The 17,050-nt window shown below is 55.9% G+C and carries 10 protein-coding genes and 3 tRNA genes; 4 read left to right on the plus strand and 9 right to left on the minus strand.

Annotation, left to right across the window (positions count from 1 at the left end; genetic code table 11):
* Entirely contained in the window at positions 1-3,126 is a 3,126-nt protein-coding gene (locus tag HMPREF9241_RS07955) for an AAA family ATPase (RefSeq protein WP_006681777.1), read from the plus strand.
* A 143-nt stretch (positions 3,127-3,269) separates the two neighbouring features.
* Here HMPREF9241_RS07955 and HMPREF9241_RS07960 read toward each other — a convergent pair whose 3' ends face one another.
* Together HMPREF9241_RS07960 and HMPREF9241_RS09310 are read right to left on the minus strand one after the other, a co-directional pair.
* Complete coding sequence (locus HMPREF9241_RS07960) at positions 3,270-3,740, minus strand: DUF6912 family protein (protein WP_165544438.1); 471 nt, start codon at positions 3,738-3,740, stop codon at positions 3,270-3,272.
* Positions 3,741-3,760: 20 nt separating this feature from the next.
* A complete protein-coding gene (locus tag HMPREF9241_RS09310; protein WP_131367666.1) occupies positions 3,761-3,952 on the minus strand; it encodes a hypothetical protein in 192 nt (63 codons plus the stop codon).
* Between the two features lie 260 nt (positions 3,953-4,212).
* On the opposite strand from HMPREF9241_RS09310, the gene HMPREF9241_RS07965 reads away from it, so the two are divergent.
* On the plus strand, positions 4,213-4,683 hold the full coding sequence (locus HMPREF9241_RS07965) for an Rv3235 family protein (RefSeq protein ID WP_006681779.1): 471 nt from the start codon (positions 4,213-4,215) through the stop codon (positions 4,681-4,683).
* Between the two features lie 126 nt (positions 4,684-4,809).
* Here the strand turns inward: HMPREF9241_RS07965 and secA are convergent, their stop codons facing one another.
* The 5 genes from secA to gltX all read right to left on the minus strand — a co-directional run bounded on the left by secA (position 4,810) and on the right by gltX (position 9,991).
* Positions 4,810-7,638, minus strand: a complete 2,829-nt coding sequence (gene secA, locus HMPREF9241_RS07970) for a preprotein translocase subunit SecA (protein WP_006681780.1) — start codon at positions 7,636-7,638, stop codon at positions 4,810-4,812.
* A 244-nt stretch (positions 7,639-7,882) separates the two neighbouring features.
* Positions 7,883-7,958: transfer RNA gene (locus tag HMPREF9241_RS07975), tRNA-Glu, on the minus strand.
* A 49-nt stretch (positions 7,959-8,007) separates the two neighbouring features.
* A tRNA-Glu gene (locus tag HMPREF9241_RS07980) sits at positions 8,008-8,083 on the minus strand.
* A gap of 23 nt (positions 8,084-8,106) precedes the next feature.
* Positions 8,107-8,181: transfer RNA gene (locus HMPREF9241_RS07985), tRNA-Gln, on the minus strand.
* A 304-nt stretch (positions 8,182-8,485) separates the two neighbouring features.
* Positions 8,486-9,991 carry a glutamate--tRNA ligase gene (gene gltX, locus HMPREF9241_RS07990; protein ID WP_006681781.1) on the minus strand — a complete coding sequence of 502 codons (1,506 nt, stop codon included), beginning with the start codon at positions 9,989-9,991 and terminating at the stop codon, positions 8,486-8,488.
* Between the two features lie 132 nt (positions 9,992-10,123).
* Between gltX and HMPREF9241_RS07995 the strand changes: the two genes are divergently transcribed.
* Positions 10,124-11,308 carry a MalY/PatB family protein gene (locus HMPREF9241_RS07995; protein ID WP_006681782.1) on the plus strand — a complete coding sequence of 395 codons (1,185 nt, stop codon included), beginning with the start codon at positions 10,124-10,126 and terminating at the stop codon, positions 11,306-11,308.
* 114 nt (positions 11,309-11,422) lie between these two features.
* Here the strand turns inward: HMPREF9241_RS07995 and HMPREF9241_RS08000 are convergent, their stop codons facing one another.
* Entirely contained in the window at positions 11,423-12,202 is a 780-nt protein-coding gene (locus tag HMPREF9241_RS08000; protein ID WP_006681783.1) for a fumarylacetoacetate hydrolase family protein, read from the minus strand.
* A 382-nt stretch (positions 12,203-12,584) separates the two neighbouring features.
* Positions 12,585-14,054, minus strand: a complete 1,470-nt coding sequence (locus HMPREF9241_RS08005) for an alanine/glycine:cation symporter family protein (protein ID WP_006681784.1) — start codon at positions 14,052-14,054, stop codon at positions 12,585-12,587.
* A 266-nt stretch (positions 14,055-14,320) separates the two neighbouring features.
* Here HMPREF9241_RS08005 and HMPREF9241_RS08010 point away from each other — a divergent pair, with 266 nt between their 5' ends.
* Positions 14,321-16,981, plus strand: coding sequence for a DEAD/DEAH box helicase (locus HMPREF9241_RS08010; RefSeq protein WP_040318690.1), 2,661 nt, complete (start codon positions 14,321-14,323; stop codon positions 16,979-16,981).
* Positions 16,982-17,050: the final 69 nt, after the last annotated feature.

The raw sequence follows: 17,050 nt of genomic DNA on the forward strand, positions 1-17,050 counted from the left end.
ATGAAGCTGATTCGTATCGAGTTCGCAGGAATCGGCCCTTTCTCTGGAAAGGAAACGATCGATTTCACCCGATTCGACGACTCCGGTTTGTTCCTGCTTGAAGGACCCACCGGGGCCGGAAAATCAACAATTCTTGATGCGATTACATTTGCATTGTACGGAATTGTTGCGCGCGGAAGCGACTCAACGAAGGATCGCTTGCGTTCTGACCATGTTCCGGCCAAAGCGAAGTCCTATGTCGAACTAGTCTTTGAAGTCTCCGAAGGTTTCTTCAAGGTCTACCGAGAACCCACATATATCCCCGAGGGCAATAAGACTGCGCGTAACGGGCAGTTGACGTTGATTCAGGTACACCCCGTCGAATCAGCCGATGGTCATTTTACCTACGTTGATGGGGATCCCGTCGGCCGTAACGCCGCCGAGATGAATCAGTGGATCACGCAAGCGGTTGGTCTGACAAAAGACCAGTTCGTTCAAACCGTTGTTCTTCCTCAAGGAAAGTTCGCTGATTTCTTGATGGCAAAGTCAGAGCAACGTGAAGCGCTTCTGAAAGATATTTTCAACACTCATCTTTTTACGACCTTCCAAAAGAAGCTTGCTGAAGTATCAAAACAACATTCAGATGACGTAGTAGAGGCAGAACGCGAGGTCACCCGTCGTTTCAGCGATCTGGAGAGCCTGTACGGACACCTTCAGGACTTCATTCGCCCCGCAGATGCTGATTCTTCCCACGATTCTCCTTTCTTAGCTTCACAGGATTCCCCCTCATCATTTGCGGATGTCGATCCTCTTGACCCCGATTCACAGCAGGCATCGACGCTGGCGATCACTCTCGCCCAGAGTGCTCATCGCGTATGCGATGAAGAAGAAGCCAAGCTCCCTGGGTTGATCGATATAGCCGAAGCATGTCACCGCGAGCTCGAAGCTACCCGCGCCTTGAACTCCTTGGTTGAAGAACGCATGGAACTCCAATCTCACTTGGAGATGCTGATGGAGCGCGCTTTGATCATTGATCAGTACAAGAAGCGTCATTCCGATGCTCTTATTGCTTCCTCGCTCTCTGGGCCGGTTCGTCAATTCACCGACGCTCGCGACTATATGTCAGTCAAAAATACCGAGCTTCTCACTGCGCATCGTCAGCTTCGCTCACGGTTCACGACCCTTTCGCATATTGAGGAAGATTCTCTTTCCTCTCACATGGTTGACGAGCTTTTAGAAGAACTCAGCACCATTGTGGAAGCTCTCAGTGCCAAGAAAGCAACTCTTGAGAACCTCACGTCACTCGAGCAAGAACTCAGTAATGAACGCGAAGAACAAGAGGCATTAACAGCCTCAATTGCTGTACTCACCCAGAAACGCACCCAGCTTGAAGACCAGCTTTCCCAGCTTCCCAAAATGCGTGAAAGCGCCCTTCAGGGACGCGAAAACATGTTGAAAGACTTGGAGCTCTTCGCAACAGGCGAACGCGACATGGCGCTCTTACAACCGCGTTACCAGGCTGCATGTGAAGTCGCTGAGCATATCGAAATCCTCAAGATCAGGGCTAAGAACATTCAAAGTGCTCGTCGCCGGGCGCAAGAAGCTAACATCGCTTCCCTCCAAGCACATATGCGGTGGATGGATCACGCCAGTGGCAGTCTTGCCACCCAGCTTGAAGACGGCAAGCCCTGCCCTGTTTGTGGTTCGGTGGAGCATCCAGCTCCGGCACGTATCGACCAGACGGACGCTGTCACCCTCGAAGACCTTGATGCTGTCGATCAGGCGCGTTCGAAAGCAGAGCAGGAATTGAACGAAGCACATATGCTTCACGCTCAGACCAACCAAGCCATAGCGAGCGGAAACACAATTGCACGTGCGGATAAAGCTTCGTTGGAACTCGAAATCAAGAATGCTCAAGAAAGAATCGACAAGCATTCAGCGTTGTCTCAAACGATCAAGGAACTTGATCAGGCTCTGGCCGAACTTGAGCAGAACATTAGCCGTGTGAAAGACGAGCTCGCTGAAACCAAGGTTGAAATTGGCAAGGCGCAGACACAACACTCTTCGCTTGCCCAATCAATCGATACGAAGCAGGCTCGGTGTGAAGAAGGCCGTGGAACCTTTGAATCAATCGAAGCGCATCTGGCGAATGTCAGCGATTCTTTGACTGAAGCTCGCACGCATCACAAGCACCTCCAAGAGTGGAATCAAAGCTATGCGCGCCTTGAAACTACAACGAATGCGCTGACGCAGGCTCTCACTGATTCGCCGTGCGCTTCCATCGAGGAAGCCCTCGCTTTCGTTGATTCACATTTCATCGCTGGCGAAGAGCTCCGTGCATTAAAGGACCAGATTGACTCCCATCAGAGTGATCTTCAGATAACGCGAAACCAACTCCTGGACAAACGTCTTGCCAATGTTGCTGATCGAAGTGTGCAGTCTACGGCGGCCTTGGAAGAAGCGGATACCAATGCGACGGCTGCGCGCGATGCCATGCAACACCGCTGTGGTCAGCTCAGTGCTCTTGTGGGACAGATTGACGATGCTCACACGCACTTTAAGACCGCCGTGGCAGAGCTCGACCATGTCCGAGCAGAAGTTGCTCCGTACCAGCGTCTTGTGAATATCGTCAACGGTGGATCTCTCAATCTCAGTTCGACTCCCCTATCATCATGGGTGCTAGTGTCGCGTCTCAATGAGGTTTTGGATGCGACGAATCCTCGTCTCAACGCATTCTCCGGTGGTCGCTACCAACTGATCTGCAGGCCAGAAGATGGCACTCGTTCAAAGAAGTCTGGGTTGGGGTTGGCAATTCACGATCTGGAAACAGACCACATTCGCAAGACCCAAACGTTGTCCGGTGGCGAAACGTTCTATACCTCTCTCGCACTGGCGTTGGGGTTGGTTGACATTGTCACTGCTGAATCGGGGGGCACGGAAATCAAATCGATGTTCATCGATGAAGGATTCGGCTCATTGGACTCCGATACGCGTGATGTCGTCATGCACCACCTGCATGCGTTGCGCCAGAGTGGTCGAACCGTTGGTGTCATCAGCCACGTCGAAGAGATGTCAAAGCAGATCAGCGATCAGATCCATGTTCGCCCCAAAGCAAACGGTGGTTCAAGCTTGTCGATCGACTTCTGATTCCAGGCGATACATTATCCCCTTCCGTTTCAATAGACGGTTTGTCAGAGAGGAAAGGAAAGGCCTTGCTTCATCGAGTGGGGAGCTAGCGTTGATCACGCTCCCTCCCCCACGATGCATCAGGCATCAGTAAATACAGATTCCTACTTCAGAATCTTGCGCAGCGCATCTCGTTCCGACACATCAAACCACTGCAGAGGAAACTCCCAGAGATCACTAATCGCGTGGTCTGCCTGGTCTTGATCATCGGCTTCTATCACGCGCCGAACCTGCTCCGATGTTTCACCATCATCGGCAAGAATCGCAACGACATCGTTCCAATCACACCGAACATTGTTGACTTCAAGCACTCCGGTTCCAGAAGGCACTGCGTCCGTTTGAATGTCAGTTGCAAGCACAATACGCGCATATGCATGCGTTGGGGCATCGCGCAGAAGAATCAGCGAAGCCAACGCAGCCTCGACCTGCGCATCATCTTCAAGCACTTCAACGTCCTCACGCCCCATGTCTGGGGAAGGAACGGCTACGAAGGCCTGTCGCAAAGAAATCTGTTCTTCGCCAAGATCAGACGATAGAGCGGGGAAATATACGCGCATAGCTTCAGTGTTCCACACTTACCCTTGTGTCTTGCTTGTCATTGAGCGCGTTGAAGCAAATAGCTTCCTCTCTTCGCAACACATGCGAGCACTATAACGCTGATGAGGCGATGATGCGCCGCTTCAAACTCATCATTTTTCTTTGAAAAAACGCCATTTTTTAACTCTTCTAGGGCTTTTGTCGTTACGAAGAACAGTTGAAAAGCATTCAGGGGTAAAAAGTTATCCACAGGACTTGAAATCTATTGACAGCATCCACCCACAGACCGCACACTCATAACTCATAAACAACCTTTACACAAAAACCTATATCGGCGCGTCGCAATATCGCACCTCATTCGATGCCACTTTTTAACGCGCGCACCACATCCCCAGCGCAAGGAAGGGAGTAGCAAATACAGCGGTACACAATCAGCCCTTCATGTCTACATGACGGACGATGAACACAGTCAAACACACCGAGAATCTCAAGATAAGAGGAGCTATACCAATGGCAACGATGCCAGCCTCCTTCCCGTACATGCCCGAACGTCGCATGTTTCGCTGGGACCTCACAATCGACGTTCCTCCGAAGCAACAAGCTGACACTCGGACATGGCTCGAATCGCGGGCTACTCCCTACGGACACTATCCAGACACACTTCCTGACGTGGGACCGTGGGCTGCAGGTTTTGCCCGCGCAGCCATCGAGGCAGTCCTTGATCTCAGGGACAAACGTCAGCTGGAGCGCTGGATGCTTCCGCAACTTTTCAACGCTTTCAAACACCTGAGTTTCCGGGAAGAAGGCGACGAAGAAACCCGAACAGGGTGTATCCCCGTCACGTGGCGAGCAAGCGAGCCCAGCCCCGGAAAAGTTGAAGCGTCCGTCGTTATTCGCGGTGCTGCACGATGCTATGCGGTGGCACTGCGCCTACAAGAGTTCAAAGGTCGCTGGATGACGACCGCTCTTGAAATCGCTTAGAAGTTCACAGCGATTGAAGTAAACGAACTTCTCCCCAGAAAACATCAATGACGATGTTCTTCTGGGGAGAAGTTTTCGTTTTTTATCGTCGCCTTCTTAGATAATCACCAAGGCGAGAGCCAGCGCTTATTTTCGATGACGCGCTTTCTTTGCCGACGCGCGACGCTGAGCACGATTCGACGACGCGCCAGACGAGGTTGCCCTGCCCTGCGTTGCCGTCCCATCGGACGATGAGTAGCTGAGCTTCGCCAGGTTGAGGCGCTGAGCTTCGCCGATGACAACCTGCGCCTTAGCAGCGGCAACGGGGCTGGCCGGAGCAGGCGCATCAGCAGACTCGGCCTGGGCGGCCGGTTCTTCTGCCGATTCCTTCGCAGATTCATCATCTTTAAAGAGGCCTTGTTCCTTTGCCTGTTCAAAAGCACGCTCGAACTGGTGGGAAACAGAGAAGACCTGCTGGACCGATTCTTCCTTGATGCGCTCCATCATGGATTGGAACATCTGAGCGCCCTCGTCTTTGTATTCGACGAGCGGGTCGCGCTGACCCATGGCACGCAGGCCAATACCTTCCTTGAGGTAGTCCATTTCGTAGAGGTGCTCACGCCAGAGACGGTCAACGGTCGCGACAACAACACGACGTTCAAGGTCACGCATCGGTTCTTCACCGAGCTGACCGCGAGCAAGCGGATTGGCCTTCAGAGCTTCTTCCGCATCCTCGTAGACAGCGGTAATGTCACCGTAGATTTCTTCGACCAAGTCTTCACGAACCAGTGAACCTGCCCCACCGTGTTCTTCTTCGACTTCCTGATAGGTCACTGACGGTGGGTAGTAGCCACGCAACGTATCCCAGAGAACGTCAAGGTCCCATTCGGCGGGGCTGATACCACCGGTCTTTTCATCGATAATTCCAGTGACCAGTGAACGCATGAAGTTCTTCATCTGGGGCTCGAGGTCTTCGCCTTCGAGGACACGACGGCGCTCATCGTAGATCAGTTCACGCTGATTGGTCATCACGTCGTCGTACTTCAGAACGTTCTTTCGAATTTCGAAGTTGCGCGCTTCAACCTGGTGCTGCGCCGATGCGATCGAACGTGAAACAAGCTTGTTTTCCAGTGGTAGGTCTTCGGGGTATGCGCCCGAGGCCATGATGCGTTGCGCCATACCCGAGTTGAACAGGCGCATCAGGTCGTCTTCCATGGACAGGTAGAAGCGCGATTCGCCGGGGTCACCCTGACGTCCGGAACGACCGCGCAGCTGATTGTCGATGCGACGCGATTCGTGGCGTTCTGAACCCAAAACATACAGGCCACCAAGCTCACGGACCTCTTCGCGTTCTGCCTGGACGGCCGCATCTGCTTCTTCAAGGGCGATCGGCCACGCCGCACGGTATTCGTCAGCATTTTCCTTCGGGTCAAGTCCCTTGGCCGCGAGGTTTGCCTGAGCGATGAACTCGGAGTTACCACCGAGCATAATGTCGGTGCCTCGACCAGCCATGTTGGTTGCCACCGTGACCGCACCCTTGCGACCGGCCATTGCGACAACGGCAGCTTCGCGCGCGTGCTGCTTTGCGTTCAGGACCTGGTGCGGAATGTGTCGTTGCTTGAGCAACTGGGACAGCAGTTCGGACTTTTCAACCGAAGCGGTACCCACCAAAACCGGCTGTCCCTTTTCGTGGCGCTCAGCGATATCTTCAATGATTGCCTTGAGCTTGCCGGCTTCAGATGGGAAAACGAAGTCCGGCTGATCCTTGCGGATCATCGGCTTGTTTGTCGGGATCGGGATAACGCCGATCTTATAGGTGGAGGCGAATTCCGCTGCTTCGGTTTCTGCCGTACCGGTCATACCAGCGCGGGAGCCCTCCGGGTAGAGGCGGAAGTAGTTCTGCAAGGTGATCGTTGCCAGGGTCTGGTTTTCAGCCTGGATTTCGACGCCTTCCTTGGCTTCGATCGCCTGGTGCATACCGTCGTTGTAGCGACGCCCCGGAAGGACACGGCCGGTGTGCTCGTCGACGATCAGAACTTCACCGTCGGTGACAATGTAGTCCTTGTCTTTGTGGAAGAGTTCCTTGGCGCGGATCGAGTTGTTCAGGAAGCCGATCAGTGGAGTATTTGCTGCCTCGTACAGGTTTTCGACGCCGAGCTGGTCTTCGACGTGGTCAATACCTGCTTCGAGAACACCAATGGTCTTCTTCTTTTCATCAACTTCGTAGTCGACGTCGCGCTCAAGCATGCGTGCAATGCGAGCGAATTCCACGTACCAGTGGTTGACGTCGCCCGAGGCCGGACCCGAAATGATGAGTGGCGTACGGGCCTCATCAATGAGGATCGAGTCAACTTCGTCGACGATGACGTAGTTGTGGCCACGTTGAACCATGTCATCGAGGGTGGATGCCATGTTGTCGCGCAGGTAATCGAAGCCAAACTCGTTGTTGGTTCCGTAGGTGATGTCAGCTTCGTACTGCTTACGGCGTTCTGCAGGCTTCTGTCCGACCAGTACACAGCCGGTGGTCAGGCCGAGGAAATTGTAGACTCGAGCCATGATGTCCGACTGGTATTTTGCCAGGTAGTCGTTGACCGTAACGACGTGGACGCCCTTGCCGGTGAGTGCACGCAAGTATGCGGGCATCGTGGCGACGAGGGTCTTGCCTTCACCGGTCTTCATTTCGGCAATGTTGCCCTTGTGCAGTGCGATGCCCCCCATGACCTGGACGTGGAAGGGACGCATACGCAGGATGCGCCAGGATGCTTCGCGGACTGTTGCGAAAGCTTCAACGAGGAGGTCGTCGAGGGTTTCGCCCTCTTCAAGACGAGCCTTGAATTCGGCGGTTTTTGCCTGGAGTTCTTCGTCCGTGAGCGCTTCGAAGTCTTCTTGCAACGCATCAACCTGAGTGGCAAGCTGATCAAACTTCTTGAGCGTACGGCCTTCGCCGGCTCGCAGAATCTTGTCAATGAGGGACACAGATACTCCTGACGTTCATTTCGGACCGTCGTCCGATTGTGCGTGCGCACCGAACCAGTCTACGTAAAGATAGGCGCACACTCGAATTATGAGCGTCGAAAGTTAGTATTTTCCGCTCACATTTATCTCAGTGCGCTCCACGCTCGCCCAGGGTACGAGGCCGGGATCATCACCTAGTCGCGATCCTGTCAGTGCCCGGTGGCAGATAAACAAAAACACCCACGCCACAAAGCATGAGTGCAAATGGTACCCCCAGCCGGATTTGAACCGGCGTTAACGCCGTGAGAGGGCGTCGTCCTAGGCCGCTAGACGATGGGGGCGCTGAAATTCTCATGGTGAAAACTTCAAGTTAAACCGAGCAAATCGGTTTGGTACCCCCAGCCGGATTTGAACCGGCGTTAACGCCGTGAGAGGGCGTCGTCCTAGGCCGCTAGACGATGGGGGCCTATCGGAAAACATACGTTCCGATGGCTGGGGTACCAGGACTCGAACCTAGAATGGCTGAACCAGAATCAGCTGTGTTGCCAATTACACCATACCCCATTGGCAATCGCAGTCACCGCTGAGGTTTCTTGCGACGAAAAGAAAGATTAGTCGAGTGTGGCACTAATGCCAAATCGAGCGGGCATGTTTCGACTCACATTCTCCTGCCCCTCCCCGTTCATCAGGGAGATGGCGCATTGAAACAACGTCTTTCACGTTCAGCGATCCGCGATGCACCTCGCACATTCACGATGAAAACAAAGCGGAGAATCAGAGCGGAAGATGCCGAAAGCCACACTTGGCCTCCCCCAAACGCTTTCGTGCCAGCCGGTAGCAACCGATTGGCACGAAAGCGTTGAGGAAATCAGGCGAGCGTCGCGATGAAGCGATCAAGGCGAGCAAGGGTTTCTTCCTTGCCCAGGATTGCCATCGAGTCAACAACGGGCAGCGACACGTTCGAGCCGGTCATCGCCACGAAGAGCGGGCCGAATGCGAAGCGTGGCTTCACCCCCATCTCTTCGACCAGCTTGGCATCGAGCGCGGGCTTGATTGCCTGAGCACTGAAGTCATCGAGTCCGGCAAGAACCTCACGTGCGGCGGCGAGCACGCCCGGAGCGGAATCCTTGAGCTTGGAAACAGCCTTTTCGTTGTACTCGAGGGCGCTTGCGCCGACGAACAGGAAACGCATCAGTGGACCAGCCTCACCGAGCGTCTGAATGCGGGTCTGCGCCAGCGGAGCAGCAGCGTCGAGGGTTGCCTTCTCGGTATCGGTGAGCTCGGAGTAGATTACGGCGCTCATGTAGCCTTCGCGTGCCAGGAACGGCACTAGGCGACGGGTGAAATCACAGGTGTCGAGGCGACGAATGTGCTCGGCGTTGGTGGCGACGGCCTTCTTCTGATCGAAGCGCGCCGGGTTCGGATTCACCTGAGCAATATCGAACGCTTCAACCATTTCGTCCATCGTGAAGATGTCACGGTCGGGTGCGATCGACCAGCCGAGGAGGGCGAGGTAGTTGTTCAGGCCCTCGGGAATCATGCCGGCTTCCTTGTGGAGTAGCAGGTTCGATTCGGGGTCGCGCTTGGAGAGCTTCTTGTTGCCCTCACCCATGACGTAAGGCAGGTGACCGAAGCGAGGCATGAACTTGGCGATGCCGAGTTCTTCGAGTGCGCGATAGAGAACAATCTGGCGCGGGGTGGAGGACAGCAGGTCTTCGCCACGCAGAACGTGCGTGATCTCCATCAGTGCATCGTCGACCGGGTTCACCAGCGTGTAGAGCGGGTGGCCATTGGCACGAACAATGACGTAGTCCGGAACCGAGCCTGCTTTGAAGGTGATTTCACCGCGGATAAGGTCGTTGAACGTGATGTCTTCGTCGGGCATGCGCATGCGCAGAACCGGCTTGCGGCCTTCAGCCTTGAATGCAGCGACCTGTTCTTCGGTGAGGTCACGGTCGAAGCCGTCGTAGCCAAGCTTCGGGTCTTCACCCTTTGCGCGGTGGCGTTCTTCGATTTCTTCGGGGGTGGAGTAGGACTCGTAGGCGAAACCATTTTCGAGGAGCTTTGCTGCGACATCAGCGTAGATGTCCATGCGCTCGGACTGGCGGTACGGGCCGTGAGGGCCACCCTTGTTGACCCCTTCGTCCCAGTCAAGGCCAAGCCATGCCAGGGAGTCGAGGATCTGGTCGAACGATTCCTGGGAATCGCGAGCAGCGTCGGTGTCTTCGATACGGAAGACGAAGGTACCGCCGGTGTGGCGCGCGTATGCCCAGTTGAACAGGCAGGTTCGGACCATTCCCACGTGGGGTGTACCGGTCGGTGAGGGGCAGAATCGAACGCGCACGTCGGCGCCGGAAGCAGTCGTTTCACTCATGATGCTTTTATCTTACTCGCCCCGGCGGGCAGTATTTTTCGTCGGGGCTAGGCTTGTTCCCAATACGTCATTTTCTCGGCAGGCATCAGAGGGTATCGATGCCTGCTTCGGCGACCCGATAAAGGAGCAATCGTGCCAATTCGTACCTTTACTGATGCTGAGCTTCATCGCGTGGGCTCGTTGAAATGGACGGGGATAACCCGCAAGGATGGCTCCCCCACGATCGGCGCGTGGGTTGCCGAGATGGATTTCGGTACTGCTCCCAGCGTCGCGAAGGCGATGACGGATTGCATCAATGATGGACTATTGGGCTACCAGCCGTCGTGGTTGGCACCGAAGCTTGCTGAAGCAACCGCCTCTTTCCAAAAGCGTCGTTTCGGCTGGGATCTGCGCCCAGACCAGGTTCGTCTCGTGACGTCCGTTCTCCCCGCATTGGAACTGACGATGACCAAGTTGATGCGCCCGGGTACTCCGGTGATCGTTCCAACGCCGGCTTATATGCCTTTCCTTTCAATGCCCACCGAGGCTGGCCACCCCGTTATCGAGGTTCCCTCCCTTCACGGCGATACTGCCGGTGACAAGGGGTGGGCGCTCGATCTGGAAGGCATCAAAACAGGTCTTGAGGCTGGAGCGGGCCTCGTGATTCTCTGCAACCCGTGGAATCCGACCGGCCGTGTTTTTGACGAAGCTGAACTTCGCGCGCTCGGCGAGCTGGTCAGCCAGTATGACGCCCTCGTGTTCAGCGACGAGATCCATTCTCCCCTGGTCCTCGACGAGGTTCCTTTCCTCTCCTACGCTCGTCTTGATCCGCGTTTTGCCGCGCACACGGTGACGGCGACCGCCGCGTCGAAGGGGTGGAATATCGCGGGGCTTCCGTCCGCTCAAGTGATTCTTCCCGACGAGGCGCTTCGTGAACGCTGGGATGAGCAGGGTCAAAAACTGCATTTCCACGCTTCGACGATCGGTACTGTTGGCACGATCGAAGCCTACGAGAATGGTGTCGAGTGGCTCGACGAAGTCCGCGACTATATTCGCTTGAACGTCGATGCACTCGAGGCTGCGATCGCACACTCCCCCATTGATTTCGTTCGCCCGCAGGGCACGTACTTGTCGTGGTGGGGATTCGCGGGCTTAGGCCTGAATCCTTCACCTGCGATCGCTCTGCGCGAGCAAGCCGGAATCGCAGTCAATGACGGTAAGACTCTGGGCGCCGACTACGCCGATTGGGCGCGCATCAACCTGGCATGCTCGCACGAAACAATTGCGGAGATGATCGACCGCGTTCTCGCCTTGGTCGCGGGTGCACGTCTGGGCTGATTTTTAACCGGCTGACTTTCTGGCAATTGACAGGGCCAACCACCTAAAAACAGACCTGTGGGGAGCAGTTCAATGAACTGCTCCCCACAGGTTTAACAGGTAAAAGGGGCGATACTATTCGGCGTCTCGAACCGTGTTGCGAAGGGTGCCGATGCCTTCGATGGTGACCTCAACGGTTTGACCGGGTTTCATTTCGCTGACCCCCTTGGGGGTTCCGGTGATGATGACATCGCCGGGCAATAGCGTGAAGATCGACGACACGTAGGAGAGAAGTTCCGCAACATTGTGGATCATGTTGGCGGTCGTATCGTCTTGGCGAACTTCGCCATCGACCGTGGTCGTGATCCGCAGGTTGTTGATATCCAAGTTCGGGTCAACGGTGATCCAGGGCCCCAGCGGGCAGGACGTGTCGAAGCCCTTTGCACGAGTCCACTGCGAGTCGGCTCGCTGAATATCACGAGCGGTCACATCGTTTGCAATGGTGTATCCAAGGATGACCTTGTCGACGTCCTCAACCGGAACATCCTTTGCCAGGGACTTAATAATGACTGCGAGCTCGCCTTCATGATGCAGTTCATCGCACCAGGACGGGCGAACGATCGGATCATCGGGGCCGATGACAGAGGTGTTCGGCTTCAAGAAGACGACCGGCATATCCGGGGCTTCGCCTCCCATTTCGCGCGCATGATCGGCGTAGTTCTTACCGATCGCAACGACCTTGGAACGCGGAATGACCGGAGAAAGCAAGCGAACTTCATCAAGCTCAACGATTCGCCCATCGGGCTCAACCGGATTGAACAGCGGGTCGCCCTTCAGGACAACGATTCGGGTTGAGCCATCTTCAAGGGCTCCATAACGTGGTGAGTCACCGTCAGAAAAACGCACGATCTTCATAGTCAAAGCCTAAACCGCGAGCGCCTTTTTGTCGGAACAGGGCACACACGCTGGCAATGTTCAGGGCACCGTGTGGCCAGCAGAATATGCCACCGCGGAGGCAGGTTGTCCCCGAGGGCAAGTTTTGCGTGGCGCGTTGGCCCCGCCGACGTAGTCGGTGGAATCCACACAACACGCAATTGTCTGAACGTGAGGGGATTGCCTACAAAGCGGTGGCGATCTCGTCGATCTGAAGGTGAACAGTGTGGTAAAACGCCGGTGCCTCGGGCATGAGCCCGGAGCACCGGCGTTGAGCCAGGATGGCTTTCTGATGGGCTTCGTCAATACGAAGCCGTTTCAGCACACAACTTCGAAGGCGGACGGGAAGTCCAATCGCGCGGCATCAGGAGACTTTTTCCTCGGCCCAAGTGTCGGTCGGCAGATCGCCGGGAAGTAGCGGATTGTCCGTGCCGACGAAAACGGGGATCTCGACGCCGGCCTTGCGCTGAGCTTCGTAGTCGCGCAGGGCACCCAGGCCCCACTTCGAGAGCCAGAGCAGGGCGATCAGGTTGGTGACGGTCATAACGGCCATCGCAATATCGACGGCGTTCCAGACCAGGTCCAGCGAGACCAGCGCACCGAGGACAACGGACCCGACGGAGATAACGCGAACAGTCCAGGTTGCCCACTTCTTGCCGGTCACGAACGTCATGTTCGTTTCGGAGTAGACGTAGGCGGCGATGATCGACGAGTACGCGAGGACGAAGATGAGGACGGCCATCGGCATGATGGTCCATTGACCGAGCTCGTTCGCGACGGCCACGGAGGTCAGGTTTGCGGGACTGATACCCTCGGCTCCCCAGACATCCGGGCCTGCGATCAGGATGACGAACGCGGTGGCGGTACACACGATGACCGTATCGATGAAAACGCCGAGGGACTGAATGAGCCCCTGGGACACGGGGTGCGCAACAGTCGCGGTTGCAGCGGCGTTCGGAGCAGTGCCCTGGCCGGCTTCGTTCGAGAAGAGGCCTCGCTTCGTGCCGTTGATCAGGGCGGCGAGAATGCCACCACCGAGGCCACCAACGAGTGGCTGGGGCGCGAATGCGGAGGAGAAGATCTGGCCGAGGACGGCTCCGAACTGGCCGATGTTCACGATGACGATGACCGCGACCATGATGACGTAGATCGTGGCCATGATCGGGGCCATCCATTCGGTCACGCGGGCGACGGTGCGGATACCGCCGAAGATGACCATGGAGGAGAAGACGAACAGCAGGGCACCGATGATGATCTGTGCCCGGGTGAGTGAAGCGATGACGGGCTCAGAGCCGGCGTCACCAAGTGCAGAGAGCAGGGTTCCAGCGATGGCGTTCGACTGGACGGAGGTGATGACGAATGCGCAGGTGACAACGGTGATAACGGCGAAGACTGAGGCAAGTACCTTGTTCTTCATACCGAGCGAAATGTAGTACGCGGGACCGCCACGGAATGTGCCGTCAGCAACGCGGACTTTGAAGACCTGCGCGAGCGTTGCCTCGAAGAATGCGGTCGCCATCCCGACGAGGGCGACGATCCACATCCAGAAAATTGCGCCCGGACCACCCATCAGCAAAGCTGCTGCCACGCCGAACACGTTGCCGACGCCGACGCGGGCGGCGAGCGAAATCGTGAACGCCTGGAAGGACGAGATGCCGCCCTTCGCGCCTTGACGCGAGCCGGTGACAGCGCGAATCATCGACGGGAAATGCCTCAGTTGCACACCACGAGAAGCGATGGTCAGGAAAAGGCCGGTGCCAACGAGAACCCAGACTGTCACGTGTAACGTGAGCCAGTCTGCGACCGCCAGAATCTGATTTGCAAGGTCTTCCACGTCGCACTCCTTTCTTGTCCACCACTGTGGTGGGTTACGGCTAACGGGACGCGCTAAGCATGGCACACGATCTGCTTTCCCCGTTTTTCGATCCACAACGTGACCACTTGGGTGCACTTCCAGTTGGCGGTCGGGGTACGAGGCTCATCGTTGAACGCGTTTCCTTAAACAGGCAGTTATTCACAGGCTCACATCGCCTGTCCCTTCTATCCAAACATTTAATAACCAGCGTTTGGGGGCAGTCGTCTTTCTGGGACAATGGGACCATGACAGCGAGCTTGAATGAACTTCTGGACCAGTTGGAAGACGATGGCCTGTTGAAGGATCCTGATGCGCTCTACGAAGCGTTTACTTCGTGGGCGGCCTCAACGGGCAGGCCACTGTATCCGCATCAGGAAGAGTCGTTCCTTGAGCTCCTCGACGGGAAGCACATTATTGCTGCAACCCCAACTGGGTCGGGCAAGTCGATGATCGCGTTGGCCGCGCACTTCGTGTCGATGGCGAATGGTGGGCGCTCGTATTACACAGCACCTCTGAAGGCTCTTGTTTCAGAGAAGTTCTTCGATCTGGTCGCACTTTTTGGTGCGCAGAACGTTGGCATGGTGACGGGCGACGTGTCCCTCAATCCTCTGGCGCCGATTATCTGCTGCACGGCTGAAATCTTGGCGAATCAGTCTCTGCGTGAAGGCCCATCCTTGGATGCGGACATGATCGTGATGGATGAGTTCCACTATTACGGGGATCCGCAGCGAGGATCAGCATGGCAGATTCCCCTGCTGGAGCTCACGAAACCTCAGTTTGTCGCGATGTCTGCGACACTTGGTGACACCGCGTTCTTCCGTCGTACGTGGCAGGAACGCACCGGACGCGAGGTCGCGTTGATTGATAATGCGAAGCGCCCGGTTCCTCTTGAATTTGAATATGTTGTCGATCGTTTGGACGACACGGTCGAGCGCCTGTTCAACGAGGGCCGCTGGCCGGTCTACATCGTGCATTTTTCTCAGAAAGATGCCGTTTCAACTGCGCAATCATTTAATAAGCGCACGTTGATCAGCGATGACCAAAAGAAGAAGATCAACGCCGAGCTTGCAACCGTGAGCTTTGCGAAGGGATTCGGTCAGACTCTGCGGTCTCTACTCACCCAGGGAATTGGTATTCACCATGCCGGTATGCTCCCCCGCTATCGCCGACTGGTTGAACGCCTCACACAGCAGGGCTTGCTCCCCATCGTGTGCGGAACTGACACTCTTGGTGTTGGTATCAACGTGCCCATTCGCACGGTGTTGTTGACGTCATTGGTGAAGTTCGATGGCAACAAGATGCGTCACCTATCAGCACGTGAATTCCATCAAATTGCTGGTCGCGCAGGTCGCGCTGGCTTCGACACCGTCGGCTATGTGCGTGTTCTTGCTCCTGAGCATGAGATTGAGGCTGCCCGCGAGCGCGCGAAGCTCAGTGCGGCCCAGGAAGCGGCTCGCGACGTGCGTGAGTTGAAGCGCGCCCAGAAGAAGCATGCGAAGAAGAGTAAGGGCCCTGGCGACGGAACGATCTCGTGGACAAAGGCGACGTTCACGCGTTTGACTGAAGAGCAGCCCGAACAGTTGCGTTCACAGTTCTCAATGACCCACTCGATGGTCTTGAATGTTCTTGCCGGAGCGGAAGTTGCAGGGCGTGATCCTGGAGCCCATTTGGTGGAGCTGGCCGTGGGCAACGATGACCGTCCCCAGGACTCGAACCCACATCTTCGCCGCTTGGGCGACATCTACTCCTCGTTGTTGCAGGCGGGCGTAGTCGAGCACGTCTCTACCGCTCAAGCGTTGAAGGAACATCGTCCCAGGCTCCGTGCGGCAACTGATTTGCCCGATGATTTTGCATTGAATCAGCCCCTGTCGCCGTTTGCACTTGCTGCGATTGAACTCTTGGATCCTGACTCGCCGTCATATGCGCTTGATGTTCTGTCCGTTGTGGAATCGGTTCTCGATGATCCTCGTCCACTGCTCTTTGCCCAGCGTTCTGTAGCCAAGGGTGAGGCCGTCGCCGCAATGAAGGCCGAGGGCATGGAGTATGACGAACGTATGGAAGCATTGGAATCGGTAACGTGGCCGATGCCGTTGGCTCATCTGTTGGAGTCGGCGTTCGCAACCTATGTGAAGGCGAATCCTTGGATCGGGAATCTTGAGATTTCTCCAAAGTCAGTTGTCCGTGAGATGGTTGAGAACGCGATGACATTCACGGAGCTTATTTCTCGTTACGACGTGGGACGTTCCGAGGGCGTGCTGTTGCGTTATTTGACGGATGCATATCGTGGCATGAAGCAGATTATTCCCGATGATGCGATGACGGACGAGGTTGAGGCGATCATCGATTGGCTGGCTTGCCTGATTCGTGCGGTTGACTCCTCCTTGTTGGACGAGTGGGAGGCATTGGCTGAAGGCAAGGCCTCGAATTCTGCTACACAGACGGTTGGAAACGAGGTTGCGTTCGGCGCTGACGAGGACGGAACGATCGCGTTTACGACGAACAAGCATGCATTCCGTACGGCAGTACGTAAGGCGATGTTCCATCGTGTAGAACTGATGAGCCGCGACGCGGTTGAAGCTCTGGCGCGCGAGGACGCCGATTCCGGGTGGGATGAAGAACGTTGGGATCACGTGTTGGAGCGCTACTGGGCAGAGTATGACTGGATCGGGATCGATCAGGAAGCCCGGTCGGCCTCATTGTGCGAATTGAATGAGCACCCTTCCCCCGCAGATCTTGAGGTTGCTGGCGCCGAGGCGGACGGTGACCACACGTATTGGTTGGCGACTCAGACACTGCTTGATCCGAATGGCGATGGCGACTGGCACCTCGTCGCCCTGATCGACCTTGTTGAATCCGATCGCCAAGACGGAGTCGCGCTGACCCTACTGTCCGTAGGCCCGCACTAAGAAGTTCACCGGCAAGCTCAAGAGCCTCGATACGATTCACCTTGCAACAGCTTCGATCCTGACAAGTCC

It is taken from the genome of Schaalia turicensis ACS-279-V-Col4, assembly GCF_000296505.1.
GTDB lineage: Bacteria > Actinomycetota > Actinomycetes > Actinomycetales > Actinomycetaceae > Pauljensenia > Pauljensenia turicensis_A.

What these genes read in the sequence shown, in the direction of transcription:
- HMPREF9241_RS07955 (WP_006681777.1), top strand. Translation starts at nt 1, where the DNA reads ATGAAGCTGATTCGTATCGAGTTCGCAGGAATCGGCCCTTTCTCTGGA.
- HMPREF9241_RS07965 (WP_006681779.1), top strand. Translation starts at nt 4,213, where the DNA reads ATGGCAACGATGCCAGCCTCCTTCCCGTACATGCCCGAACGTCGCATG.
- gltX (WP_006681781.1), bottom strand. Translation starts at nt 9,991, where the DNA reads ATGAGTGAAACGACTGCTTCCGGCGCCGACGTGCGCGTTCGATTCTGC.
- HMPREF9241_RS08000 (WP_006681783.1), bottom strand. Translation starts at nt 12,202, where the DNA reads ATGAAGATCGTGCGTTTTTCTGACGGTGACTCACCACGTTATGGAGCC.
- HMPREF9241_RS08010 (WP_040318690.1), top strand. Translation starts at nt 14,321, where the DNA reads ATGACAGCGAGCTTGAATGAACTTCTGGACCAGTTGGAAGACGATGGC.